Here is a 2,114-nt window from a genome sequence, read left to right as displayed (position 1 = left end):
GGCGCGAAAGCGCCGGGGGCCGTCAACCGAGGGCCTTACGCCCGCGGCTTCTCACGCATCTCGAAGGTCTCGATCACGTCGCCGGGCTGCGGCGACCCGAAACCGTTCAGGGTCAGACCACACTCGAAGCCCTCGCGGACCTCGGTGGCGTCGTCCTTGAACCGCTTCAGCGAGCTGATCGTGACGTTGTCCGCCACCACGGTGCCCTCGCGCAGGATGCGCGCCTTGGCGTTGCGGCGGATGAGACCGGAGCGGACCATACAGCCGGCGATGAGACCGATCTTGGACGAGCGGAACACCTCGCGGATCTCCGCCGTGCCCTGCTCGACCTCCTCGTACTCCGGCTTGAGCAGGCCCTTGAGCGCTGCCTCGATCTCCTCGATGGCCTGGTAGATCACGCTGTAGTAGCGGATCTCCACGCCGGCGCGGTCGGCCATCTCCTTGACCTTGTTGCTGGCCCGGACATTGAAGCCGATGATCGTGGCGGTCTGGTCCGAGGACGCCGACGCCAGGTTGACGTCGCTCTCGGTGATCGCACCGACGCCGCGGTGGATGACCTTGAGCTGCACCTCGTCCGGAATCTCGATCTTGAACAGCGCGTCCTCGAGAGCCTCGACGGAACCCGAGCCGTCGCCCTTGAGCACCAGGGTGAGCGAGGTCTTCTCGCCCTCCTTGAGCTGCTCCATGAGCGTCTCGAGTGTCGCCTTGCCCTTCGAGTTCGCGAAGCTCGCCGCACGACGGCGGGCCTGCCGCTGCTCGGCGATCTGCCGGACCGTGCGGTCGTCCTCGGCGGCGAGGAACGTGTCGCCCGCGCCGGGCACCGAGGTCAGACCCAGGACGAGCACCGGCCGGGCCGGACCCGCCTCGGTGACCTGCTGGCCGTTCTCGTCGAGCATGGCCCGGACGCGACCGTGCGCGCCACCCGCCACAATCGAGTCGCCGGCCCGCAGCGTGCCCCGCTGCACCAGGACGGTCGCGACAGCGCCGCGGCCCTTGTCGAGGTGGGCTTCCACCGCGACACCCTGCGCCGGCCCGTCGATCGGAGCGGTGAGCTCCAGCGACGCGTCGGCGGTCAGCAGGACGGCCTCGAGCAGGTCGTCGATGCCGAGACCCGGCTTGGCGGCCACGTTGACGAACATCGTGTCGCCGCCGTACTCCTCGGCGAGCAGGCCGTAGTCCGTCAGCTGCTGGCGGACCTTGTCCGGGTTGGCGTCCGGCTTGTCGACCTTGTTGACCGCGACCACGATCGGCACCTCGGCCGCCTTGGCGTGGTTCAACGCCTCGACCGTCTGCGGCATGACGCCGTCGTCGGCCGCGACCACCAGGATCACGATGTCGGTCACCTGGGCACCACGGGCACGCATGGCGGTGAACGCCTCGTGGCCCGGGGTGTCGATGAAGGTGATCGCGCGCTCTTCACCCTGGTGCGGGACGACGACCTGGTAGGCACCGATGTGCTGGGTGATGCCACCCGCCTCACCGGCGACCACGTTGGTCTTGCGGATCGCGTCGAGCAGCTTCGTCTTGCCGTGGTCGACGTGACCCATGACGGTCACGACCGGCGGCCGGGTGACGAGGCGGTCCTCGGCGATCTCGGCGTCGAGGTCGATGTTGAACCGCGACAGCAGCTCGCGGTCCTCGTCCTCGGGGCTGACGATCTGCACGTCGAAGCCCAGGTGCTCGCCCAGCAGCAGCAACGTGTCGTCGGAGCACGACTGCGTCGCCGTCACCATCTCGCCCAGGTTGAACATCTCCTGGACCAGCGAGCCCGGGTTGGCGTTGATCTTGTCGGCGAAGTCGGAGAGCGACGCACCACGCGAGAGCCGGACCTCCTGGCCCGAGCCGCGGGGCGCACCCGACGACATCTGCGGAGCCGACAGGTTGTCGAACTCCTGACGCCGCTGCTTCTTCGACTTGCGGCCACGCGTGGGCCGGCCACCGGGACGCCCGAAGGCACCCGCGGCACCGCCGCCACGACCGCGACCGCCACCACCGGGACGACCCGGGGCACCGCCGACGGGACCGCCGCTCGCCCAGGGCGCCCTCTACATCGGCATCAGCGGTTGGCCGCTGCGGCCCGCCGCCTACCTGCCGCTGACCATCGCCGGCATCCT

The 2,114-nt window shown here is 69.6% G+C and carries 1 pseudogene; it reads right to left on the bottom strand.

What is annotated here, in order from left to right:
• Window positions 1-35: 35 nt before the first annotated feature.
• Window positions 36-2,003, bottom strand: a pseudogene (gene infB / locus AB0C29_RS45255) (translation initiation factor IF-2); the annotation flags it as partial.
• Between the last annotated feature and the right edge of the window lie 111 nt (window positions 2,004-2,114).

The organism is Actinoplanes sp. NPDC048791 (genome assembly GCF_040650095.1).
GTDB lineage: Bacteria > Actinomycetota > Actinomycetes > Mycobacteriales > Micromonosporaceae > Actinoplanes.
The sequence above is the reverse complement of the archived record's forward strand: the minus strand, read 5'-3'. Positions and strand labels throughout refer to the sequence as shown.